The organism is Limnohabitans sp. INBF002, from assembly GCF_027924905.1.
Taxonomy (GTDB): Bacteria; Pseudomonadota; Gammaproteobacteria; order Burkholderiales; family Burkholderiaceae_C; genus Limnohabitans.
Window position 1 is genome coordinate 392,917 of the sequence record NZ_AP027055.1, and the last position, 21,479, is coordinate 414,395.

A 21,479-nucleotide genomic window follows, 5' to 3' on the forward strand; every position below is an offset into this window, starting at 1 on the left:
CATGATTTCACGCGAACCCACCCTTGAGCGATTGGCCATTGCCCGTCAACTGTTGTTAGAGCCTTTCGGTTTGGACGAAACCGACTTGGCCAAAACACTGGCCGAAATCAAAGCGCACAAAGTTGACGAAGCCGATTTGTACTTTCAATACACCCGCGCCGAAGGCTGGAGTTTGGAAGAGGGCATTGTCAAAACCGGTTCCTTCAGCATCGACCAAGGTGTCGGCGTTCGTGCGGTGAGCGGTGAAAAAACGGCCTTCGCGTATTCCGACGATATTTCCAAAGCCTCCTTGATGGACGCCGCACGCACGGTGCGCACCATTGGCGCAGCGGCCAAAGGTGGCCGTGTCAAAGTGCCCACGCGCAAAGTGGCGTCTAGCCGTTCTTTGTATGGCGGCTTGGACCCCATCTCTTCGCTCAACAGCACTGAAAAAGTAGAGCTACTGGGCCGTGTCGAACAAATGGCCCGCGCCAAAGACCCACGCATCATTCAAGTCATGGCCGGTTTGGCCAGCGAATACGACGTGGTGATGGTGGTGCGTGCCGATGGCACCTTGGCCGCTGATGTGCGCCCGCTTGTGCGCCTGAGCGTGACCGTGATTGCCGAACAAAACGGCCGCCGCGAAGTGGGCTCCGCTGGTGGCGGTGGCCGCTTTGGCTTGGACCATTTTGACGATGCACTGGCACAAAGCTATGTGGACGAAGCCGTGCAACTTGCACTCACCAACCTCGATGCACGCCCAGCCCCTGCGGGCGAGATGAGCGTGGTGTTGGGCCCAGGTTGGCCCGGCATCTTGTTGCACGAAGCCATTGGCCACGGTTTGGAAGGTGACTTCAACCGCAAAGGCTCAAGCGCATTCAGCGGCCGCATTGGCCAACGCGTGGCCGCCAAAGGCGTGACCGTGTTGGATGACGGCACCATTCCTGACCGTCGTGGCTCACTCAATGTGGACGATGAAGGCAACCCCAGCCAGCGCAATGTGTTGATTGAGGACGGCATCTTGAAGGGCTACATCCAAGATGGCATGAATGCCCGCTTGATGGGCGTCAAGCCCACGGGCAATGGCCGCCGCGAAAGCTACGCCCATGTGCCTATGCCGCGCATGACCAACACCTATATGTTGGGTGGCGACAAATCACCAGAAGAAATTGTGGCCAGCTTGAAGAAAGGCTTGTACGCCGTGAACTTCGGCGGTGGCCAAGTGGACATCACCTCGGGCAAATTTGTGTTCTCGACCAGCCAAGCGTTTTGGGTGGAAAACGGCAAGATTCAATACCCCGTCAAAGGCGCGACCTTGGTGGGCAACGGCCCCGATGCATTGACGCGCGTGAGCTTGATTGGCAACGACATGAAGCTCGACCCAGGTGTGGGCACGTGCGGCAAAGAAGGCCAAAGCGTGCCTGTGGGTGTGGGGCAACCGACTTTGCGCATTGATGGTTTGACGGTAGGTGGAACAGCCTAAGCGTCTCGCGTAAACCCTAGCGACTTGTCAGCAAACTGCCAGAATCTCTGTGCTACATTTCAATCCATGAGTTCAGCCCGTTTTTATTTTGCTTACTTTTTTATCTCACGCCCCCACGGCGGTCGAGAGATCTGAACGTAGCCCAAACGCTCTGAACTCCCAAACCAACCGCCGGACCCCCGGCGGTTTTTTTTTGCCAAATTCATAAATCACTTTTTTCAAACTTCAGGACGAGACCATGAAAACGAACACCAGTTATCCAAGCCACGTTGAAAACACCAGTCAAACCGACGATCAACGTATCAAGGACATCACCGTGCTGCCTCCTCCCGAACATTTGATTCGCTTCTTTCCCATTCAGGGCACGCCCGTGGAGAAGCTGATCACCAAGACCCGCAAAACCATTCACAACATCATGCACGGCACAGATGACCGCCTGCTGGTGGTGATTGGCCCATGCTCTATCCACGACCCTGCTGCCGCGATTGACTACGCACGCCGCTTGCAACCGCTGCGCGAAAAGTACGCCGACACCTTGGAAATCGTGATGCGCGTGTATTTCGAAAAACCACGCACGACCGTGGGTTGGAAGGGTTTGATCAATGACCCGTACTTGGACGAGAGCTACCGCATTGACGAAGGCTTGCGCATTGCACGTCAGTTGCTGATTGAAATCAACCGCCTCGGCTTGCCTGCGGGCAGCGAGTTTTTGGATGCGATCAGCCCGCAATACATTGGCGACTTGATTTCGTGGGGCGCGATTGGTGCGCGCACGACCGAGAGTCAAGTGCACCGCGAATTGGCCTCGGGTATTTCTGCACCCATTGGTTTCAAGAACGGCACCGATGGCAACATCAAAATTGCCACCGATGCGATTCAAGCGGCAGCGGGCGCACACCACTTCTTGTCAGTCCACAAAAACGGCCAAGTGGCGATTGTGCAAACCAAGGGCAACAAAGACTGTCACGTCATTCTGCGCGGCGGCAAAACGCCCAACTACGACGCAGCCAGTGTGACCGCCGCTTGTGAAGAGTTGGCCAAAGCCAAGTTGCCAGCGTCCTTGATGGTGGATTGCAGCCATGCCAACAGCAGCAAGCAGCATGAGCGTCAGTTGGTGGTGGCCAAAGACATTGCCGACCAAATCAGCGGTGGTTCAAACCAAGTGTTTGGCGTGATGATTGAAAGCCACATTTTGGGTGGTGCTCAAAAGTTCACGCCAGGCAAAGACGATGTGTCTCAACTGGAATACGGCAAGAGCATCACCGACGCGTGCTTGGATTGGAACGACTCGGTCGCTTCGTTGGACGTGTTGTCTGAAGCTGTGGCGGCGCGTCGCAAGCGCGCTTAAGGGGCTTGGGCGAGGTCATCCGTGGCCTCGCCAAGTAGGTTGCCAGTGAGCTTAGCCAGCCAAGGCAGCGAGCAGTTTGGCGTGAATGCCACCAAACCCGCCATTGCTCATGCACAGCACATGGTCGCCCGCTTGCGCAGCGGCGACCACTTGGGCAATGACCGCATCGACCGAGCCTGCGACACAAGCGCGCGCGCCCATGGGTGCCAAAGCTTCTACGGCATCCCAATCTAAGCCGCCCGAGTGGCAAAACGCGAGATCCGCGTCTTCCAAGCTCCAAGGCAGTTGTGATTTCATCGTGCCCAGTTTCATCGTGTTGCTGCGTGGTTCAAACACCGCCAAGATGCGCGCGTTGGGGCCCACTTTGCGGCGCAGACCATCGACGGTGGTGCGAATGGCGGTGGGGTGGTGCGCAAAGTCGTCGTACACGGTAATGTTTCCACCGGCACGCGCAACAGTGCCACGCACTTCCATGCGGCGACGCACGTTTTGAAATTCAGTCAGCGAGGCAGCGGCCTGCGCGGGCGGGACGCCCAAGTGCTCCGCAGCGGCAATGGCGGCCAAAGCGTTGAGTTGGTTGTGCACGCCGGTGATGTCCCATTGCACGCGGCCGACTTCTTGGCCATGGTGCAACACTGCAAAGTTATCGGGCTCGCCTTGTACGGACCAACCATCTTGGCCCATTGCGTTGGCGCTCACGCCAAATTTGGCCACGCCGCTCCAGCAGCCTTGGTCTAGCACGCGTTGCAAGCTGTTTTCATCCGCATTGACCACCACGCGGCCACTGCTGGGCACGGTGCGCACCAAGTGGTGGAACTGGCGTTCGATGGCGGCAAGGTTGTCGAAGATGTCGGCGTGGTCGAATTCGAGGTTGTTCAGAATCGCTGTGCGCGGGTGGTAGTGCACAAATTTGCTGCGCTTGTCGAAGAACGCGGTGTCGTACTCGTCGGCTTCAATCACGAAGGGCGTGCGTTTGTGGGCTGCCACGTCGGCTTCTGAGCTCAAGCGTCCCAAACGTGCAGACACGCCAAAGTTCATGGGCACGCCGCCGACCAAAAAGCCGGGCTCCAAGCCTGCCGCTTGAAGAATCCAAGCCAGCATGGAGGTGGTGGTGGTTTTGCCGTGTGTGCCTGCGACTGCCAACACGTGGCGAGGCTGGCTGGGGTGGTGCAACACATGTTCGGCCAGCCATTGCGGGCCACTGGTGTAGGTGGCGCCGCTTTCCAAAATGGCTTCCATAAGTGGGAATTTCGGGCTGCCATCGGCCAAGCGGGCACGTGAGACCACGTTGCCAATCACGTACACATCGGGGCTGAGGCGCATTTGGTCGGCATCAAAACCTTCAATCAGCTCAATGCCCAAGGCTCGGAGTTGGTCGCTCATGGGCGGGTAGACGCCCGCATCGCAACCTGTCACCTTGTGGCCCGCTTCACGCGCCAACGCAGCCAGTCCACCCATGAACGTGCCGCAAATTCCCAAAATATGTATATGCATCCATCTATTTTAGGATGGGTGTTTCGGAGACGCTTCAGCGTGCGAATCTGGCTGGCCCCACAATCACGTCTATATGAATACGGTTCAAGAAGAAATAGCAGCCACGGCCGCCCGCATGGTGGTGGAAGAAGGGCTTGAGTACGGTCCTGCCAAACGCCGAGCGGTGAAGCAACTGGGCCTGAACGCGCGTGCGCAGCTCCCCAACAATGACCAACTGGAAGATGCTGTTCGCGAATACCTTGATGTGTTTTGCGCCGATACCCAACCTGCCGAGCTCGCCGCTTTGCGCGAGCTGGCTGCTGTGTGGATGGCGCGTATGGCTGCTTTCAGACCACATTTAGGTGGTGCAGTGTGGCGGGGCACGGCCACTGGTTTGTCTGATATTTATCTGCAGTTGTTTTGTGATGACTCAAAATCAGCCGAGATTAGCCTTATTGACCACAATGTGCGCTACGAGGTCAGCACAGTTCAAGGCTTTCAAGGTGAAGCGGTGGATGCGCTGAGCATCTTGAGCAGCTGTCCAGGGCTTTCCCAAAAAGTGCTGGTGCACCTGATGATTTACGACTTGGACGATTTGCGTGGAGCTTTGAAGCCGGACGGGCAAGGGCGAACCTACCGAGGTGACTTGCTTGCGTTAACGCGATTGATGAAGGGAATTGCATGACGTTGAGTGCAAATAGGCGGGTAGCAATGTATGCAGGTGTTGCGGCGTTGGCTGCCATCGCAGGGGCGGGTGTAGCGTGGAGACGTCATACCGCAGACGCAATGAGCTCTGACGCCCTGGGTACGCTTTGGGCTGCTGAATTTGACACACCCAATGGGGAGTCCTTGCCGATGAAGACCTTGCAGGGACGCCCCTTAGTGATCAATTTCTGGGCCACATGGTGTACCCCCTGTATTGAGGAAATGCCTTTAATTGATGCCTTTTTTCGTCAAAATGAATCGAAAGGATGGCAAGTTCTTGGGCTGGCGATTGATCAACCAAGCCGTGTACGCCAGTTTTTGAGCCAATTTCCTGTGAATTACAAGATTGGTTTGGCTGGATTGAATGGGACTGAGCTTGGCAAGATGCTTGGAAATAACGTTGGTGGCCTGCCATTTACGGTGGTTTTAGACGCAAATGGGGAATTGATCCAAAGAAAACTTGGCAAATTGGCACCAGATGACATCAAAAAATGGGTGGTCTAAGTAGTTTTATCTGACGAAGATTTTGAAATTGGTGTAAATTAGCACCTTATTTACAACAAATAGGATGTAGTTATGGATTTGCGAAAACTCAAGACGTTGATTGACCTGGTCTCCGATTCCAATGTGTCTGAACTTGAAATCACTGAAGCAGAAGGCACGGTCCGTATCGTCAAGAGTGCGCCAGCCCCCGTGGCGATGGTGACGCAAATGGCTGCGCCTGTGGCCGTTGCAGCGCCTGTGGCGGCCGCACCCGCTGCAGCGCCTGCACCTGTGGTGGAAGCTGCACCTGCTGGTCACACGGTCAAGTCGCCCATGGTGGGCACGTTCTACCGTTCTTCTAGCCCTGGCGCCAAGTCATTTGCCGAAGTGGGTCAGCAAGTCAAAGAAGGCGACACCATCTGCATCATTGAAGCGATGAAGATCTTGAACGAGATCGAGGCTGACAAGTCCGGCACCATCACCAAAATCTTGGCTGAAAACGGCCAAGCTGTGGAATACGGCGCACCCCTGTTCATCATTGAATAACAGGCGGGCTTCCCATGTTTAAAAAAATCCTGATCGCCAACCGTGGCGAAATCGCGCTGCGCATTCAACGCGCTTGTCGCGAGCTGGGTGTCAAAGCGGTGATGGTGTATTCCGAAGCCGACCGCGACGCCAAGTATGTCAAGTTGGCTGACGAAGCCGTGTGTATTGGCCCAGCGGCTTCGACGCTGAGCTATCTGAACATGCCCGCCATCATTGCAGCCGCTGAAGTGACGGACTCTGAAGCCATTCACCCTGGCTACGGTTTCTTGAGCGAAAACGCTGACTTTGCGGAGCGCGTTGAAAAAAGCGGCTTCCAGTTCATTGGCCCCACCGCTGAATCTATCCGCATCATGGGCGACAAAGTGTCGGCCAAGCAAGCCATGATCAAAGCGGGCGTGCCTTGCGTGCCAGGCTCTGAAGGCGAGTTGCCTGACGATCCTGCCGCCATCAAGCGCATTGCCAAGAGCGTGGGCTACCCCGTCATCATCAAAGCCGCTGGCGGTGGTGGTGGTCGTGGCATGCGTGTGGTGCACACCGAAGCTGCTTTGATCAACGCTGTGGCGATGACCAAAGCTGAAGCGGGCACCGCCTTTGGCAACCCCGCGGTGTACATGGAGAAATACCTCCAAAACCCACGTCACATCGAAATCCAAATCTTGGCTGACAAGCACAAGAACGCGGTGTACTTGGGCGAGCGCGATTGCTCGATGCAACGTCGTCACCAAAAAGTGATCGAGGAAGCGCCGGCTCCAGGTATCCCACGCAAGTTGATCGAGAAGATCGGTGAGCGTTGTGCGGCGGCTTGTAAAAAGATCAACTACCGCGGTGCGGGCACGTTTGAGTTCTTGTACGAAAACGGCGAGTTCTACTTCATTGAAATGAACACCCGCGTGCAGGTGGAACACCCTGTGACCGAATACATCACTGGCATCGACATCGTGAAAACCCAAATCATGGTGGCGGCTGGTTTGAAGTTGCCTTTCACGCAGCGCGACGTCCAAGTGCGCGGCCACTCGATCGAGTGCCGTATCAACGCGGAAGACCCGTTCAAGTTCATCCCATCACCTGGCCGCATCACCATGTGGCATGCACCTGGTGGTCCTGGTGTGCGCGTGGACTCGCACATTTACACCAACTACTACGTGCCGCCAAACTACGACTCGATGATCGGCAAGATCATTGTTCACGGCGATACCCGTGACGAAGCGTTGGCACGCATGCGCACAGCGTTGAACGAAACTTTGGTTGAAGGCATCAACACCAACATCCCGCTGCACCGCGAGTTGATGGTGGACGCCAAGTTCATGGCCGGTGGTACCAACATTCACTACTTGGAAGAGTGGCTCGCTGCTCACAAGCGCTGATGTTTGAACTGCGACTGATGTGCCCCGAAGACAGTGTTGAAGCTGTCTGCGAGGCACTGGATGCACTCGACGCTTTGAGTGTGTCCGTTGAAGACGCCGATGCCCAAACCGATGCCGAGCAAGCCTTGTTTGGCGAACCCGGCATGCCGCCCCCCAAAGAAGGCTGGAAGCGCTCGCGCATCGTGGCCTTGTTTGCCGAGGAGTCTGTGGCCAAAGACGCATCGCGCTTGTTGGCCCTGCAAGACTTCTTTGCTGGCAGCGAAGTGTTGGGCATTCAGCCCGTGGCTGACCAAGACTGGGTGCGTTTGACGCAGTCGCAATTTGCGCCTGTGGAAATCACGTCAGAGTTTTGGATTGTTCCCACATGGCATGAGCCACCTGAGCAAGCGAAAAAAGTCATTCGCCTAGACCCCGGTCTGGCATTTGGCACAGGCACACACCCCACCACACGCATGTGTTTGCGTTGGATCGCCACGCACGATGTGGCCAATCAACGCGTGCTTGACTACGGTTGCGGCTCTGGCATTTTGGCCATTGGTGCCGCTTTGTATGGTGCGAACACCATCGATGCGGTTGACATTGATGACGCAGCTGTCACAGCCACCGTGCTCAATGCCGACGCCAACAACGTGCGCTTGAATGCGGGCTTGCCCGACAAAGCCACAGGCCATTACCAAACCGTGCTGGCCAACATCTTGGCCACGCCGCTCAAAGTGTTGGCACCGCTGCTGCGCAGCCACGTGGCTACTGGCGGCAACTTGGTGTTGGCGGGGATCCTTGAGCGACAAGCCCAAGAACTCAAAGACGCTTATGCGCCTTACTGCACCCTTGAAGTGAGTGACGCGGAAGACGGCTGGATTTTGATGACCGCCCACTGCTGATGCAAATTACCCACTGCCCCCAATGCGAGACCGCCTTCAAGGTGTCGCCCCAACAGCTTGAGCTGGCCAAAGGGTGGGTGCGGTGTGGTCGTTGTTCGCATGTGTTTGAGGCTGCGTTGCATTTTGAGACGCAAGCAAATATTCCAGCCGCGCCTTTGCCCAGTGTCGATGCGCCCGCGTTGTTCCGTGCCGCGATGGCACCTGCGGTTGCTGCGACCGATGTGAAGCCTTCGGTTCAAGCGGCACAAGCTGACGATACAGACGCTGCACTGCCCTTGAAATGGGTCGTCAGCGCGGGCGTGTTGGTGCTCGCGTTGCTGATGCAGCTGTTGGTGGCACAACGCAATTGGCTGGCTGCCGAAGAACCCGCTTTGCACCCCCTGTTGTCAGCCATGTGCGCCTGCGAAGTCACTTGGCCCCGTGAGCCCGATGCCGTGCTGATTGAAAGCAGCAGCTTCACCGAAAACCCAGACGGTGGCTATATCGTTCAGTTGCGTTTGAAGAACACGCAACACCATGCTGTGGCCATGCCTGCTTTGGAGTTAAGCCTGACCGACCTGCAAGACCAAGTCTTGGTGCGTCGCGTGTTCACGGCTGACGAGCTGTCGGCCAAAGACCACGTGCAAGCTTTGCGCGATGTGCGTTCAACCCTGAACTTTGATTTGGACGACAAGGTCAGCAAGCGCATCACAGGTTTCCGCGCTCTCGTTTTTTATCCTTAACGTTTTCTTCTTTAATTTTCGAAAGTAGTTTTTATGGCATCGCTGATTTGCGGCTCGCTCGCGTTCGACTCCATCATGAGCTTTGAAGGCCGATTTGCTGAGCAAATCTTGCCTGACCAACTGCACATCTTGAATGTGTCGTTCTTGGTGCCGGCCTTACGCCGGGACTTTGGTGGCTGCGCGGGCAACATTGCCTACAGTTTGAAAGTTTTGGGCGGCACACCGTTGCCCATGGCCACTTTGGGCACAGATGCTGGCGATTACTTGCAGCGCTTGGAAACTTTGGGCATTTCCACCGAGTTCGTGCGCCAAGTGTCAGACACGTACACCGCACAAGCGATGATCATGACCGACCGTGACAACAACCAAATCACGGCATTCCACCCTGGCGCCATGATGCAAGCGCACATCACGCAGATTGAAAAGCGCTCCGACATCAAGCTGGCCATCATTTCGCCCGATGGCCGTGATGCCATGGTGCAGCACGCTGAGCAGCTCAAAGCCGCAGACATTCCTTTTGTGTTCGATCCAGGCCAAGGCCTGCCCATGTTTGATGGCGCTGATTTGTCGCGCTTCATCGACCAAGCCACTTGGGTCACCGTGAACGACTACGAAGGCAAGATGCTGAGTGACCGCACAGGCTTGAGCCATGCAGACATTTCACGCCGCGTACAAGGCCTGATCGTCACATTGGGTGCCGAAGGCTGTGAAGTGTGGGTCGATGGCGAAAAAACCCTTGTGCCGCCTGTCAAAGCCGCTGCGGTGGTGGACCCCACGGGTTGTGGCGATGCATGGCGCGGTGCGTTGTTGTTCGGCTTGGAGCAAGGTTGGTCGCTGGCCAAGTGCGCTGCTTTGGGTAACCAAGTGGGCGCACTCAAAATTGCACAACGCGGTCCCCAAAACTACTCTGTCGAGGGTTTGACCATTGCGTAAAAGGTGAGGCGCTGTGTGCGCCTTAACCGACCAAGGCTGACCATTCGGCTTTGACACAAGCAGCTGCGTTGATCCGCAGCTGTTTTCGTTTGGAAGTCTGCCCACGGACCAGTTCGACATCGCGCTTGGCAACGCCCAATGCGTCTGCGAGCCAGGCGATGAGCGCCAAATTGGCTTTGCCATCTACGGGGGGCGCATGCAAACGCACACGCAAGGCGCCATCGTGAGAGCCGTCAGCCTGTGTGCGCGAGGCGTTGGGAATGACGTGGATGTCCACGATCACCGCACCTGTTTTTTCCAAGCGAAGGTAAGAGGTGGTCGGTAGGGTCATGGGCTAGGGATGAAGAAAAAGCCCGAAACCTTGCGGTATCGGGCTTGAGCTAACGGTCAACCGTTGCCTTGATCAATACAGATTAAGGCTTGCTAGCTGTTGGGAAAGGCCAAGCAGCTTGCGGGTTTAACGTTGTCTGTGCGTGGGCAGCGGGTGCTTTCGCAGCTTTCTTTGCAGCAGGCTTTTTAGCGGCTTTTTTCGCAGCTGGTTTTTTGGCAGCAGGCTTTTTAGCAGCTGTTTTCTTTGCTACTTTTTTAGCGGCTGTTTTTTTGGCAGCAGGCTTTTTAGCGGCAGCTTTTTTAACGGCTGGCTTCTTAGCTGCTACTTTCTTCGCTGCTGGCTTTTTGGCCGCAACTTTTTTGGCAGCAGGCTTCTTAGCTGCTACTTTTTTAGCTGCTGGCTTTTTAGCTGCAACTTTTTTGGCAGCAGGCTTCTTAGCCGCTACTTTTTTAGCTGCTGGCTTTTTAGCCGCGACTTTTTTAGCTGCTGGCTTTTTGGCCGCGACAGCTTTCTTTGCAGGGGCTTTTTTAACAGCCGATTTTTTTGCAGTTGCCATTTTCTGTTCTCCTAGATCGAATTTAGATCATTGGGTGAAAAACACTTCGCACGGTTTTTTGTGTGCAAAGCGATTCATGGCGCTGGACCCGGGTCCAACCCCATGAACAGGGTGCGTCCACCACCACACCTCGTGAGCGGGTGTTTGTAGCTGTGGTGGACAAATTGGGTGACATGTGTGTGTTTAAGCCATCAATCCCAGGAAAGAGCACCACCAGATTGGTACTCGATCACACGGGTTTCAAAGAAGTTACGTTCTTTCTTGAGGTCGATCATCTCGCTCATCCAAGGGAACGGGTTTTCTTCATTGGGGAACAGGGCTTCCAAACCGATTTGCGTGGCGCGGCGGTTGGCGATGTAGCGCAAGTAACCTTTGAACATGGATGCGTTCAAGCCCAACACGCCACGTGGCATGGTGTCTTCTGCATAGCGGTATTCGAGTTCAACGGCTTGCATGAACAAGGCTTTGATTTCTTCTTTGAACTCGGCTGTCCACAGTTGTGGGTTTTCGAGTTTGATCTGGTTGATCAAATCAATGCCAAAGTTGCAGTGCATGGACTCGTCACGCAAGATGTATTGGTACTGCTCTGCAGCGCCGGTCATCTTGTTTTGGCGACCCAAGGCCAAGATTTGTGTGAAGCCAACGTAGAAGAACAAGCCTTCCATCAAGCAAGCGAACACGATCAACGACTTCAAGAGTGTTTGGTCGGTTTGCAGTGTGCCGGTGTGGAAGTTGGGGTCCATGATCGCGTCGATGAACGGAATCAAGAACTCGTCTTTGTCGCGGATAGATTTGACTTCGTGGTACGCGTTGAAGATCTCGCCTTCGTCCAAGCCCAAAGACTCGACGATGTATTGGTAGGCGTGTGTGTGAATCGCTTCTTCAAACGCTTGGCGCAACAAGAACTGGCGGCACTCAGGCGCGGTGATGTGGCGGTAAGTGCCCAACACGATGTTGTTGGCAGCCAAAGAATCGGCCGTCACAAAGAAGCCGAGGTTGCGCATGATCAAGCGGCGCTCGTCATCGGTCAAACCATTCGGGTCTTTCCACAAAGCGATGTCGCGTGTCATGTTCACTTCTTGCGGCATCCAGTGGTTGGCGCAAGTGGCGAGGTATTTTTCCCAAGCCCATTTGTATTTGAAAGGCACCAACTGGTTGACGTCGGTTTGACCGTTGATGATGCGCTTGTCCGCTGCGGTGACACGGCGTGTGCTACTGGCTGCAGCTGAAGCCGCAGGTGCAACAGGTGCAGTTGCACCATCATTCAAAGTGCGGGTAGCCGCAACAGGCTGCATGGCAGGTGTCGCAGAAAGAGGTGGGAGTTCCATCGAGCGGTTGGGTAAACCGCTTGCAAGAGGTGATGGCGATGAGGGCTTGACTTCTTCGTCCCAGGTCAGCATAAAAAATTATCCAATGTGTGAATTATGAATGCAACGAAGACAAACGCAAAGCATTCGTGAACTTCGTTGCAAGTTTTTGTTGTATCACTGACACGATTCGCAGGTGGGGTCATCCACGCCGCAGAATTTAATGTCGGTGGCGGGGATGGCATTCATCTGCGCTTGCGCTGCAGCGGCGGCTGCTTCGAGCGCGCTCATGCCACCTGCTGCTGGGCCCGAAGACACAGCGTTGTGTGAACCGGCTTGCACGGTTGATTTCTCAACTTGTTGTGCGCTGGATGTGCGGAGGTAGTACGTGGTCTTCAAGCCGCGCAACCAAGCGAGCTTGTAGGTTTCGTCGAGCTTCTTGCCAGACGCGCCCGCCATGTAGATGTTGAGTGACTGCGCTTGGTCAATCCACTTTTGGCGACGCGATGCCGCTTCGACCAACCAAGTGGCTTCCACTTCAAATGCGGTGGCATACAAGGCTTTGATTTCTTGTGGCACACGGTCGATGGCGCGCAAGGAGCCGTCAAAGTGTTTCAAGTCCATCACCATCACGTCGTCCCACAAGCCAAGGCGCTTCAAGTCATGCACCAAGTAGTGGTTGATGACCGTGAATTCGCCGGACAAGTTGGACTTGACCGACAAGTTGCCAAAACAAGGCTCGATCGAAGCATCCACGCCAATGATGTTGGAGATGGTCGCTGTTGGGGCGATGGCCACGCAGTTGGAGTTGCGCATGCCGTCTTTGGCGATCTTGGCGCGCAGAGCGTCCCAATCCATGGTCTTGCTGCGGTCCACTTCGAGGTAGCCGCCGCGTGCTTGGGCCAGCATGTCGAGTGAGTCGATGGGCAAGATGCCCTTGTCCCACAGCGAGCCTTTGTAGCTGGCGTATTGGCCGCGCTCTTTGGCCAGCTCTGACGACGCCCAGTAAGCGTAGTAGCAAACGGCTTCCATGGAGCGGTCAGCGAACTCAACCGCTGCTTGTGAAGCGTAAGGCACGCGCATTTCGTACAAACTGTCTTGGAAGGCCATGATGCCCATGCCCACAGGACGGTGACGCAAGTTAGAGTCACGCGCTTTTTTGACCGCGTAGTAGTTAATGTCGATCACGTTGTCGAGCATGCGCATGGCCACTTTGATGGTGCGCTTGAGCTTGTCGTGGTCGAGTTCTTTGCCGTTGGGGCCGTCTTTCAAGTGTTGAGACAGGTTGACGGAGCCCAAGTTGCACACCGCAGTTTCGGTGTCGCTGGTGTTCAAGGTGATCTCGGTACACAGGTTGGACGAGTGCACCACGCCCACGTGTTGTTGGGGTGAACGCACGTTGCATGGGTCTTTGAAAGTGATCCATGGGTGGCCAGTTTCAAACAACATGGTGAGCATCTTGCGCCACATGTCGGTCGCCTGCACGGTTTTGCAAGGCTTGATTTCACCGCGCTTGGCTTTGGCTTCGTAGGCCACGTAGGCTGTTTCGAAGGCTGCGCCGAACAAGTCGTGCAAATCAGGCACATCAGAAGGCGAGAACAAGGTCCACTCGCCTTTTTCCATGACACGACGCATGAACAAGTCAGGGATCCAGTTGGCGGTGTTCATGTCGTGGGTACGACGGCGGTCGTCACCGGTGTTCTTGCGCAACTCGAGGAATTCTTCGATGTCCAAGTGCCAAGTTTCGAGGTAGGTACAGACAGCGCCTTTGCGCTTGCCGCCTTGGTTCACTGCCACGGCGGTGTCGTTGACGACCTTCAAGAATGGCACCACGCCTTGTGATTCGCCGTTGGTGCCCTTGATGTGGCTACCCAAAGCGCGCACGCGGGTCCAGTCGTTGCCCAAGCCGCCGGCAAATTTAGACAACAAGGCGTTTTCTTTGATTAACTCATAGATGCCGTCCAAGTGGTCAGGCACGGTGGACAAGTAGCAGCTCGAGAGCTGTGAACGCAAGGTGCCGCTGTTGAACAGGGTGGGCGTGCTCGACATGAAGTCGAAAGACGACAACACTTCGTAGAACTCAATCGCGCGGGCTTCGCGGTCCACTTCGTTGAGCGACAGGCCCATGGCCACGCGCATGAAGAACGCTTGTGGCAATTCGATGCGGGTCTTGCGCACGTGCAAGAAGTAGCGGTCATACAGCGTTTGCAGGCCGAGGTAATCAAACTTCAAGTCGCGGTCGGCCTTGAGGGCTGCGCCCAAGCGTGGCAGGTCGAACTGCAACATGGCTTGGTCGAGCAAGTCGTTGTCCACGCCTTTTTGGATGAACTGAGGGAAGTACTCAGCGTAGTGCTGGCCCATGTCGGCGTGCAGCACTTCTTTGCCCAACACTTCTTTGGCGATGGTGTGCATCAACAAGCGAGCGGTGGCGTAGGTGTAGTCGGGGTCTTTCTCGATCAATGTGCGCGTGGCCAAAATGGCTGCCTTGTAGACCTCGTCCATGGGGACGCCGTCGTACAGGTTGCGCATGGTTTCCGCCATGATGGGATCGGGTTTGACGTCAGCGCCCAAGCCAGCGCATGAGTCGTTGATCAGACGCTGCAGGTTGTGCATGTCCAACGCCACGCGTTGACCGTTGTCGATCACGTGCAATGTAGGAGCTGCAGGCGTTTGCTCTTCTTTGATATGCGCACGTTCTTGGTTGCGACGCTCGCGGTACAACACATAAGCACGGGCAATTTCATGGTGACCGCCGCGCATCAGACCCAATTCAACTTGGTCTTGCACGTCTTCGATGTGGAAAGTGCCGCCGCCTGGACGTGAGCGCATCAACGCGCGGACCACCGCTTGTGTCAGCGCCTCAACCATTTCGCGAACGCTGGCCGATGCTGCGCCTTGTGTGCCGTGCACAGCCAAAAAGGCCTTCATCATGGCGACGGCAATCTTGGCGGGTTCGAATGGCACCACAGCGCCGTTGCGGCGAATGATTTGGTAATGCGCCAACATGGTTGGGTTCTCGGTGGCTGCGCGGTCGTGCGCGACAGACGGGTTACCCATAGGGCTTGCGTGCACAGAGGTCTCAGCTGTTTGCATGTCTTTTTTCTTCCTGGTGAGCGGTTCGATAGTGCGTACAAAAAGCGGTGCCGCGACCGCTTTTGTGAAATTCAGGTTGACACTATATCTGGTGTTTGGCGGGTTGCCAATACGCTACAGGTAGTGTTTTGATGGGAAATGCTTACATTTGAAAATGTCACAAATGCTTGGTGCGCCATGCACGCTTTTGGACCTCCGTTGCAGATCAATATCGACGGGAATTTGTTATCAAAATCGAGTACTGGCGCTGCATTGCAAGTTATTTCCCGCGCTAATGCGCATGGGGTCTAGACGCGTCGTTCAAATGCACAAGCACTGTGCAAAAAAACTTTTTTTTGAGAGATGACGAAAAGTTAATTTTTCGTGGGGAAACTGTTCGCAGACCAGCCCAAAGACTGCTGCAAAAGTTGCCAATCAAACCCTGCGCCGGGGTCTTGTTTGCGCGTCGGTGCCACGTGTTCATGGCCTGCGATGTGATGCAACGTGTAATGTTGTGCGATGGCGGCACACACGCTGCTGAGGGTTTCGTACTGCGGGGCTTCAAAGGTGTGGCCTTCTAAGCCTTCGAGTTCGATGCCAATGGAGAAGTCGTTGCAGTTGTCGCGGCCTTGGTAGCTAGAGCGGCCCGCGTGCCATGCGCGGTCGTCGCAGCTGACGAACTGAAGGAGAGCGCCATCGCGGCGAATCACAAAGTGCGCGGAGACCTCAGCGCCACGAATCTGTTGGAAGTAAGGGTGCGCGTCCCAATCGAGCGTGTTGGTGAACAGCGCTTCTATTTCGGGGCCACCGTATTGGCCTGGCGGCAGGCTGATGGAGTGCACCACCACCAGATCAATCGAGGCATTCGCTGGACGGGGGCCAAAGTTGGGCGAGGGCGTGTGCTTGGCAAAGCGGTACCAGCCGTCGCGCCACAGGGTGGTCATGGGCTCAGCCTTCATGGCTGTCGCGGTGCGCTGCACTGCAATACAGGCCGTGCGAGCCACGAATGGCATCGTCTTCTGGCACATGGGTGCCGCAGTGGGCGCAAGGCACCATCACTTGTGGGCCTGACTTTTTGCTTGACGGTTGGTCGGGCTTGCGCTGCTGGCGAATCCACCAGATGCCAGCCAAGACGATGAGCAGCAACACGAGGTACTTCATGCCACGCGCCCCAAAACCACTTCCAGCACAAAGCGTGAGCCCGCATAGCCCAGCAGTAGCAAGCCGGTGCCGATGTAGAGCACACGCACCGCTTTGCGGCCACGCCAACCAAAGCGACTGCGGCCCACCAGCAGTACCGCAAAGGTGAGCCACGACAGCATCGAGAACACCGTTTTGTGGTCCCAGCGCCAAGCGGCTTGTGCGCCATACAGGCTATCGCCAAACAGCCAGCCTGCGGCCAAGGTGGCGGTGAGCAACACAAAACCCGCCGTCACAAAACGAAAGGTCAAGCGTTCCAACGTGAGCAAAGGCAAGCCCACATGGGTGTCTGCGCCCATGCGCATGTGCTTTTCAGCACGGGTCATCAGCCAGGCATGTACCACTGCGGCCGCAAACAAGCCGTAAGAGGCCACGCCCAAAGCCAAGTGCAGCGGCAGCCAAGGCGATGTTTGTGTGTGCAGCGCGGTGCCAGGAAATGCTGCGGCCAGCAACACGACGGCGGCCCCCACGATCGACAGCGTCCAGCGTGTGCGCAGTTGGGGAAACCAATGCTGTTCCAGCACATAAAACGTGAGCATCAGCCAAGCTGTGACCGACAGCGCTGGCGCAAAACCAAAGCGCAAACCGCCATCTTGCGGCGCAAACAAGGCAAATACCAGCCCCAGACCATGCAAAGCCCAAGGCACGCTCAAGAGGCGGTGACCCATGTTGGCGGCCACGCGTGGGCCGATGAGTGCCGTCAATGCGTAAGCGGCTGCCGTGGGCACTGCGAGCCAAAGGTTGAGCGGGATGTCGCTGGCTAAAATCATGGCAACAGTTTAGCGTTTCGCTACACACAGAAAACCAGCCCTTCAAAGGGGTTTATATGGCCTCAGCCCTTACCGACAAACTCTCGCGCCTCGTCAAACACATCAGCGGACAGGCCCGCATCACCGAAAGCAACGTGGCCGACATGTTGCGCGAGGTGCGCATGGCCTTGCTCGAAGCCGACGTGGCGCTGCCCGTGGTGCGCGACTTCATTGCCCGCGTCAAAGAAAAAGCCCTCGGTCAAGAAGTGATTGGCTCGTTGCAGCCAGGCCAAGCCTTGGTCGCCATCGTCAACCAAGAGTTGGCCGCCACCATGGGCGAAGGTGTGAGCGACTTGAACCTCGCCGCCCAGCCGCCCGCCGTGATTTTGATGGCCGGTTTGCAAGGCGCAGGTAAAACCACCACCACTGCCAAGCTGGCGCGTTGGCTCATCAACCAACGCAAGAAAAAAGTGTTGACGGTTTCAGGCGACGTGTATCGCCCGGCTGCCATTGAGCAGCTCAAAACCGTCACCGCTCAAGCGGGGGCCGAATGGTTCCCCAGTACGCCCGACCAAAAGCCAGCCGACATCGCGCGTGCTGCGTTGGATTACGCACGCAAGCACTACTTTGATGTGTTGTTGGTCGACACGGCCGGTCGCTTGGCGATTGATGAAGCCTTGATGGCTGAAATCAAACAACTGCACAGCGTCTTGAACCCCGTTGAAACCTTGTTTGTGGTCGATGCCATGCAAGGTCAAGATGCCATCAACACGGCCAAAGCTTTCAGCGATGCGCTGCCTCTGACGGGCATTGTGCTGACCAAGCTCGATGGCGATTCACGCGGCGGTGCCGCTTTGTCGGTGCGCCAGATCACCGGTGCGCCCATCAAGTTTGCGGGCACCAGCGAGAAGCTGGACGGCTTGGAGCTGTTCGATGCCAATCGCCATGCCGGCCGCGTGCTGGGCATGGGCGACATCCTGACCTTGGTCGAGCAAGTCACCGCCGGTGTGGACATGGCGGCGGCGCAAAAGCTGGCCGAGAAGGTCAAACGCGGCGATGCCTTTGACTTGAATGATTTCTTGGCGCAAATTCAGCAAATGCGCTCGATGGGCGGTTTGTCCACCATCATGGACAAATTGCCTTCGCAAATGGCGGCCAAGGCGGGTCAAGTGGACATGGACAAAGCCGAGAAAGACATTGGCCGCAAGCAAGGCATCATCCACAGCATGACGCCGCTGGAGCGCCGCAAGCCCGAGCTCATCAAAGCCACGCGCAAGCGCCGCATTGCCGCAGGTGCGGGCGTGCAAGTGCAAGACGTGAACCGCTTGCTCAAAGAGTTTGAGCAAATGCAAACCATGATGAAGAAGATGAGCGGCGGCGGCATGATGAAGATGATGAAAAAGCTGGGTGGTATGAAAGGCATGATGGGCGGCGGTGGCGGCTTTCCCGGCATGCGCTGAACCTCTCGCGCTTAAAACAAAAAGCCCTGAAACCTCGCGGTCTCAGGGCTTTTTCAATGTTTGACGACAGCGAGCTTTAAGCCGACTCTTTCACAAACACCTCGCCACGCAGCGAGTGCGGATTGGCTTCGGTGATTTTCACGTCAATCAGTTGGTTCATCAGGCGCTCAGGGTTGGGGCCGCCTTTGAAGTTGACGATGCGGTTGCACTCGGTGCGGGCGCGCAGCTCAGTGGCGTCTTTCTTCGAGTAACCGTCCACCAACACGCGTTGCACGGTGCCCACGCGTTGCACGTTGATGTCGCGCATGTTGTCTTCGATGATTTTTTGCACCTCTTGCAAGCGGCGCAGTTTCACTTCGTGTGGGGTGTCATCGTGCAGGTTGGCCGCAGGCGTGCCGGGGCGGGGGCTGAAGATGAAGCTGAACGAGTTGTCAAAGTACACATCGTGCATGAGCTTGATGAGCTTTTGGTGGTCCTCTTCGGTCTCGCCGGGGAAGCCCACGATGAAGTCTGAGCTCATGGCCATGTCGGGGCGAATGGCGCGCAGTTTTTTGACCGTGCTTTTGTATTCCATGGCGGTATAGCCGCGCTTCATGGCCATCAAGATGCGGTCGCTGCCGTGCTGCACGGGCAAGTGCAAGTGGCTGACCAGTTGGGGCACCTTGGCGTACACATCAATCAGACGTTGCGTGAACTCGTTGGGGTGGCTGGTGGTGTAGCGGATGCGCTCGATACCGGGAATCTCGGCCACGTACTCGATGAGCAGCGCAAAATCGGCAATCTCAGAGGTGCCGCCCATGGCGCCACGGTAAGCGTTGACGTTTTGGCCCAAGAGCGTGACTTCTTTTACGCCTTGCGCGGCCAAGCCCGCCACTTCGACCAACACGTCGTCAAACGGACGGCTCACCTCTTCGCCGCGGGTGTAGGGCACCACGCAGTAGCTGCAATATTTGCTGCAACCTTCCATGATGCTCACATAGGCGCTGCCGCCTTCGACACGGGCAGGGGGCAGGTGGTCGAACTTTTCGATTTCGGGAAAGCTGATGTCCACCTGTGGCTTGGCCAAGCTTTCGCGTTGGTTGAGCAACTCAGGCAAACGGTGCAGGGTTTGCGGGCCAAACACCACGTCCACATAGGGCGCGCGGGCAATGATGGTGTCGCCTTCTTGGCTGGCCACGCAGCCGCCCACGGCAATCTTGACGCCCTTGGCTTTCAAATGCTGGATGCGGCCCAGGTCGGAGAACACCTTTTCTTGGGCTTTCTCGCGCACCGAGCAGGTGTTGAAGACGATCAGATCGGCTTCCTCGACATCGTTGGTTTTTTCGTAACCCTGTGCTTCGCCCAGCACGTCGACCATCTTGTCCGAGTCGTACTCGTTCATTTGGCAACCGAAGGTTTTGATAAAGACTTTGCGGCTCATGGCTGAGCCTCCCCGTGGGGATAAAAGCAGCGGTTCATGGTGTTGATCCAGAGGCTGTGGAAGAAGCTCACGATTGTAGTGTCGGCTTATCTTGCGCACGTTTATTGCTTTTATCAGTTGCGGCAATAATTTGCCGTCTTTTGTTGGAATTAAAGCTTGTGTCATATCAAGCCGATACCCACTGACTTGCCCAAACAGGGGCGTGCACTGCGCGTTGCTGTTTGGCTTTATCAAATGCACCCACTCAAGTGAATGGCCATGAAAAAATATTTACGACTGATCATTGAAATCGTCATGGGTCTGCTGCTCGCAGGCGCTTTGGCTTTTGGTTACTGGAGCTACACCGGTAAAAACCACATCATGAGCGAGCTGACGGAAGCCAGCGAAGGCGCGACCGAAGCCCAACAAGAACTCGAAAAGCTGACCAAGGAATTGGAAGAAGCCAAAGAGAAGCTCGAAGAAGCTGAGCCTGCCGCCCAACAAATGATGGCGGTCAAAGAATCCTTCAGCAACGGCGTGGTTTTGCAAGACTACGAAGCGTTCATCAAGGCTCAAAAGGGCCCAGTGACCAGCGAACGCCAATTGGGCTTGGGCGCTTTGCGCTTGTTGACCAAAGGCGCTGAAGACCCAGAGACCGTCAGCGCTTTCCAAAAGGCGTTGGAAATGGCCGAGTGGTCGTCACGCTTGAAGTCGATTTGTGCGGCTCAAAATGCCTTGGCTGCGGCCGGTCAAAAAGTCAAAGTGTTGGCTGACTGCGCTGCCGAGAAAGAAGCCAAGGGCCACAAAAAAGGCCACGCTGTCCATTGGGACTACGCGGGCGAGATGGGCCCAGAGAACTGGGGCGATGAGTTCCCCACGTGCGGCAAAGGCACTAAGCAATCGCCTTTGAACATCACCGGTCCTTTTGAGAAATCGAAAGACGTGTTGGTGGTCAACTACAAAGAAGGCCCGCTGAAAATCTTGAACAACGGCCACACCATCCAAGTGAATGTCGAGCCAGGCAGCACCTTGAAGATCAACAAGGATGTGTACAACTTGTTGCAATTCCACTTCCACCGTCCCAGCGAAGAGCAAATTGACGGCAAGCCCATGGCCATGGTGGCGCACTTTGTGCACAAAAACGCCGATGGCAAGTTGGCTGTGTTGGGCGTGTTGCTCAACGACGGCAAAGACAATGCCGCCATCCAAACTTTGTGGAACAACGCACCCAAGGCCGAAGGCCCAGAGGTGGTGGTCGACAAAGTCAAGTTTGATCCCAGCAGCTTGGTGCCCGCCGCTTTGACACACTACAGCTACGAAGGCTCGTTGACTACACCGCCTTGCACCGAAGGCGTCAACTTCTACATCTTGAAGACACCGGTGGACATCGGCAAAAAACAAGTGGTGGACTTCCCCTTCAAGCGCAATGCACGTCCTGTGCAGCCTTTGAATGGCCGCAAGATCAACGCGAATTAATTTTCAAGACGC

At 56.0% G+C, this 21,479-nt stretch carries 20 protein-coding genes; 11 read left to right on the forward strand and 9 right to left on the reverse strand.

Annotation, left to right across the window (positions count from 1 at the left end; all coding sequences use genetic code 11):
• Window position 1: 1 nt before the first annotated feature.
• Window positions 2-1,462: a metalloprotease TldD gene (gene tldD / locus QMG15_RS02020; RefSeq protein WP_281789253.1), complete on the forward strand. Its 1,461-nt coding sequence runs from the start codon at window positions 2-4 to the stop codon at window positions 1,460-1,462.
• A gap of 238 nt (window positions 1,463-1,700) precedes the next feature.
• Window positions 1,701-2,810, forward strand: coding sequence for a 3-deoxy-7-phosphoheptulonate synthase (locus tag QMG15_RS02025; protein ID WP_281789254.1), 1,110 nt, complete (start codon window positions 1,701-1,703; stop codon window positions 2,808-2,810).
• A gap of 51 nt (window positions 2,811-2,861) precedes the next feature.
• Here QMG15_RS02025 and mpl read toward each other — a convergent pair whose 3' ends face one another.
• Window positions 2,862-4,304: a UDP-N-acetylmuramate:L-alanyl-gamma-D-glutamyl-meso-diaminopimelate ligase gene (mpl, locus tag QMG15_RS02030; RefSeq protein ID WP_281789255.1), complete on the reverse strand. Its 1,443-nt coding sequence runs from the start codon at window positions 4,302-4,304 to the stop codon at window positions 2,862-2,864.
• A 73-nt stretch (window positions 4,305-4,377) separates the two neighbouring features.
• Here mpl and QMG15_RS02035 point away from each other — a divergent pair, with 73 nt between their 5' ends.
• The 7 genes from QMG15_RS02035 (at window position 4,378) to QMG15_RS02065 (ending at window position 9,917) form a co-directional block, all read left to right on the forward strand.
• On the forward strand, window positions 4,378-4,968 hold the full coding sequence (locus QMG15_RS02035; RefSeq protein WP_281789256.1) for a hypothetical protein: 591 nt from the start codon (window positions 4,378-4,380) through the stop codon (window positions 4,966-4,968).
• Window positions 4,965-5,492: a TlpA disulfide reductase family protein gene (locus QMG15_RS02040; RefSeq protein WP_281789257.1), complete on the forward strand. Its 528-nt coding sequence runs from the start codon at window positions 4,965-4,967 to the stop codon at window positions 5,490-5,492. Before QMG15_RS02035 ends, QMG15_RS02040 begins: the two co-directional genes overlap by 4 nt.
• A 72-nt stretch (window positions 5,493-5,564) precedes the next feature.
• The gene (gene accB, locus QMG15_RS02045) at window positions 5,565-6,017 is read left to right on the forward strand and encodes an acetyl-CoA carboxylase biotin carboxyl carrier protein (RefSeq protein ID WP_108359749.1); all 453 of its coding nucleotides are present in this window, start codon (window positions 5,565-5,567) and stop codon (window positions 6,015-6,017) included.
• 14 nt (window positions 6,018-6,031) lie between these two features.
• Window positions 6,032-7,381, forward strand: a complete 1,350-nt coding sequence (accC, locus tag QMG15_RS02050; protein WP_281789258.1) for an acetyl-CoA carboxylase biotin carboxylase subunit — start codon at window positions 6,032-6,034, stop codon at window positions 7,379-7,381.
• Complete coding sequence (prmA, locus tag QMG15_RS02055; protein ID WP_281789259.1) at window positions 7,381-8,262, forward strand: 50S ribosomal protein L11 methyltransferase; 882 nt, start codon at window positions 7,381-7,383, stop codon at window positions 8,260-8,262. The genes accC and prmA overlap by 1 nt, the downstream gene beginning before the upstream one ends.
• Entirely contained in the window at window positions 8,262-8,984 is a 723-nt protein-coding gene (locus QMG15_RS02060; protein ID WP_281789260.1) for a zinc-ribbon and DUF3426 domain-containing protein, read from the forward strand. The genes prmA and QMG15_RS02060 overlap by 1 nt, the downstream gene beginning before the upstream one ends.
• A gap of 33 nt (window positions 8,985-9,017) precedes the next feature.
• Window positions 9,018-9,917, forward strand: coding sequence for a carbohydrate kinase family protein (locus tag QMG15_RS02065; RefSeq protein ID WP_281789261.1), 900 nt, complete (start codon window positions 9,018-9,020; stop codon window positions 9,915-9,917).
• 22 nt (window positions 9,918-9,939) lie between these two features.
• Here the strand turns inward: QMG15_RS02065 and QMG15_RS02070 are convergent, their stop codons facing one another.
• The 7 genes from QMG15_RS02070 to ccsA form a co-directional block, all read right to left on the reverse strand.
• Window positions 9,940-10,248: a DUF167 domain-containing protein gene (locus tag QMG15_RS02070; RefSeq protein WP_281789262.1), complete on the reverse strand. Its 309-nt coding sequence runs from the start codon at window positions 10,246-10,248 to the stop codon at window positions 9,940-9,942.
• Window positions 10,249-10,330: 82 nt separating this feature from the next.
• Entirely contained in the window at window positions 10,331-10,804 is a 474-nt protein-coding gene (locus QMG15_RS02075; RefSeq protein ID WP_108359743.1) for a histone H1-like DNA-binding protein, read from the reverse strand.
• 191 nt (window positions 10,805-10,995) lie between these two features.
• Window positions 10,996-12,204: a ribonucleotide-diphosphate reductase subunit beta gene (locus QMG15_RS02080; protein WP_108359742.1), complete on the reverse strand. Its 1,209-nt coding sequence runs from the start codon at window positions 12,202-12,204 to the stop codon at window positions 10,996-10,998.
• 84 nt (window positions 12,205-12,288) lie between these two features.
• Window positions 12,289-15,168 (reverse strand): ribonucleoside-diphosphate reductase subunit alpha, encoded by a 2,880-nt coding sequence (locus QMG15_RS02085; protein WP_281790060.1) that lies wholly within the window; start codon window positions 15,166-15,168, stop codon window positions 12,289-12,291.
• Between the two features lie 389 nt (window positions 15,169-15,557).
• Window positions 15,558-16,127, reverse strand: a complete 570-nt coding sequence (gene ampD, locus QMG15_RS02090; protein WP_281789263.1) for a 1,6-anhydro-N-acetylmuramyl-L-alanine amidase AmpD — start codon at window positions 16,125-16,127, stop codon at window positions 15,558-15,560.
• 4 nt (window positions 16,128-16,131) lie between these two features.
• Window positions 16,132-16,344 carry a PP0621 family protein gene (locus QMG15_RS02095; protein ID WP_108402296.1) on the reverse strand — a complete coding sequence of 71 codons (213 nt, stop codon included), beginning with the start codon at window positions 16,342-16,344 and terminating at the stop codon, window positions 16,132-16,134.
• Window positions 16,341-17,153, reverse strand: a complete 813-nt coding sequence (ccsA, locus tag QMG15_RS02100; RefSeq protein WP_281789265.1) for a cytochrome c biogenesis protein CcsA — start codon at window positions 17,151-17,153, stop codon at window positions 16,341-16,343. Before ccsA ends, QMG15_RS02095 begins: the two co-directional genes overlap by 4 nt.
• 56 nt (window positions 17,154-17,209) lie before the next feature.
• On the opposite strand from ccsA, the gene ffh reads away from it, so the two are divergent.
• A complete protein-coding gene (ffh, locus tag QMG15_RS02105; RefSeq protein WP_281789266.1) occupies window positions 17,210-18,592 on the forward strand; it encodes a signal recognition particle protein in 1,383 nt (460 codons plus the stop codon).
• A 76-nt stretch (window positions 18,593-18,668) separates the two neighbouring features.
• Here ffh and miaB read toward each other — a convergent pair whose 3' ends face one another.
• Window positions 18,669-20,012, reverse strand: a complete 1,344-nt coding sequence (miaB, locus tag QMG15_RS02110; RefSeq protein ID WP_281789267.1) for a tRNA (N6-isopentenyl adenosine(37)-C2)-methylthiotransferase MiaB — start codon at window positions 20,010-20,012, stop codon at window positions 18,669-18,671.
• Window positions 20,013-20,270: 258 nt separating this feature from the next.
• Between miaB and QMG15_RS02115 the strand changes: the two genes are divergently transcribed.
• Window positions 20,271-21,467: a carbonic anhydrase family protein gene (locus QMG15_RS02115; RefSeq protein ID WP_281789268.1), complete on the forward strand. Its 1,197-nt coding sequence runs from the start codon at window positions 20,271-20,273 to the stop codon at window positions 21,465-21,467.
• Window positions 21,468-21,479: the final 12 nt, after the last annotated feature.

Excerpts from the sequence above, each read along its gene's own strand:
- tldD (WP_281789253.1), top strand. The coding sequence starts at position 2 with ATGATTTCACGCGAACCCACCCTTGAGCGATTGGCCATTGCCCGTCAA.
- QMG15_RS02025 (WP_281789254.1), top strand. The coding sequence starts at position 1,701 with ATGAAAACGAACACCAGTTATCCAAGCCACGTTGAAAACACCAGTCAA.
- mpl (WP_281789255.1), bottom strand. The coding sequence starts at position 4,304 with ATGCATATACATATTTTGGGAATTTGCGGCACGTTCATGGGTGGACTG.
- QMG15_RS02035 (WP_281789256.1), top strand. The coding sequence starts at position 4,378 with ATGAATACGGTTCAAGAAGAAATAGCAGCCACGGCCGCCCGCATGGTG.
- QMG15_RS02040 (WP_281789257.1), top strand. The coding sequence starts at position 4,965 with ATGACGTTGAGTGCAAATAGGCGGGTAGCAATGTATGCAGGTGTTGCG.
- accB (WP_108359749.1), top strand. The coding sequence starts at position 5,565 with ATGGATTTGCGAAAACTCAAGACGTTGATTGACCTGGTCTCCGATTCC.
- accC (WP_281789258.1), top strand. The coding sequence starts at position 6,032 with ATGTTTAAAAAAATCCTGATCGCCAACCGTGGCGAAATCGCGCTGCGC.
- prmA (WP_281789259.1), top strand. The coding sequence starts at position 7,381 with ATGTTTGAACTGCGACTGATGTGCCCCGAAGACAGTGTTGAAGCTGTC.
- QMG15_RS02060 (WP_281789260.1), top strand. The coding sequence starts at position 8,262 with ATGCAAATTACCCACTGCCCCCAATGCGAGACCGCCTTCAAGGTGTCG.
- QMG15_RS02065 (WP_281789261.1), top strand. The coding sequence starts at position 9,018 with ATGGCATCGCTGATTTGCGGCTCGCTCGCGTTCGACTCCATCATGAGC.
- QMG15_RS02070 (WP_281789262.1), bottom strand. The coding sequence starts at position 10,248 with ATGACCCTACCGACCACCTCTTACCTTCGCTTGGAAAAAACAGGTGCG.
- QMG15_RS02075 (WP_108359743.1), bottom strand. The coding sequence starts at position 10,804 with ATGGCAACTGCAAAAAAATCGGCTGTTAAAAAAGCCCCTGCAAAGAAA.
- QMG15_RS02080 (WP_108359742.1), bottom strand. The coding sequence starts at position 12,204 with ATGCTGACCTGGGACGAAGAAGTCAAGCCCTCATCGCCATCACCTCTT.
- QMG15_RS02085 (WP_281790060.1), bottom strand. The coding sequence starts at position 15,168 with ATGGGTAACCCGTCTGTCGCGCACGACCGCGCAGCCACCGAGAACCCA.
- ampD (WP_281789263.1), bottom strand. The coding sequence starts at position 16,127 with ATGACCACCCTGTGGCGCGACGGCTGGTACCGCTTTGCCAAGCACACG.
- QMG15_RS02095 (WP_108402296.1), bottom strand. The coding sequence starts at position 16,344 with ATGAAGTACCTCGTGTTGCTGCTCATCGTCTTGGCTGGCATCTGGTGG.
- ccsA (WP_281789265.1), bottom strand. The coding sequence starts at position 17,153 with ATGATTTTAGCCAGCGACATCCCGCTCAACCTTTGGCTCGCAGTGCCC.
- ffh (WP_281789266.1), top strand. The coding sequence starts at position 17,210 with ATGGCCTCAGCCCTTACCGACAAACTCTCGCGCCTCGTCAAACACATC.
- miaB (WP_281789267.1), bottom strand. The coding sequence starts at position 20,012 with ATGAGCCGCAAAGTCTTTATCAAAACCTTCGGTTGCCAAATGAACGAG.
- QMG15_RS02115 (WP_281789268.1), top strand. The coding sequence starts at position 20,271 with ATGAAAAAATATTTACGACTGATCATTGAAATCGTCATGGGTCTGCTG.